Raw genomic sequence first — 443 nt, forward strand, 5'->3', positions numbered from 1 at the left:
GTCTATGACTTCTTGGCAAGTGTGGGTCGTGCTGTAGGTGCGTGTGTAAAGGCCGGGGCGTTCTTGGACCGAACCAAAGCTTTGGAGGAAGGGGATGAGGAATTCGCGGGAGGGGGGGTTTGTAGCCAGGGGAAGAAGGGAAGGGCAGGTGGAAAAGAGGAAAAAAACCGGCCGAAAAAGGGTGCAACCAAGTTCAGAAGGGTTTTTGAATGGTTTGAAAGTAAAAGGGGGTTGCGGGTAGTTGGAGGAAGGAGAGGGGAGGAGAGCCTGATGGAATTGGAGTTGGGAAAAAAAATGGGAACTGATGACAAAGAAACCGGGAAAAAAACTAAAAGTGGAAAGGAGGGTTTAAAGGGAACTTTAAGGATTGGCAAACGGGTTTAAATAGTTGAAACCCCACTTTTCTGTGCCCGCAAAACCTTAGTGTGGCCACTCTGATAAGC

The 443-nt window shown here is 49.0% G+C and carries 1 protein-coding gene; it reads left to right on the forward strand.

Annotation, left to right across the window (positions count from 1 at the left end):
* A partial coding sequence (locus ACTHTQ_RS11400) for a hypothetical protein (RefSeq protein WP_440363979.1) occupies positions 1-384 on the forward strand: 384 nt, incomplete at its 5' end.
* Positions 385-443: the final 59 nt, after the last annotated feature.

The organism is Neisseria sp. P0020.S003 (genome assembly GCF_051957095.1).
Lineage (GTDB): Bacteria > Pseudomonadota > Gammaproteobacteria > Burkholderiales > Neisseriaceae > Neisseria > Neisseria subflava.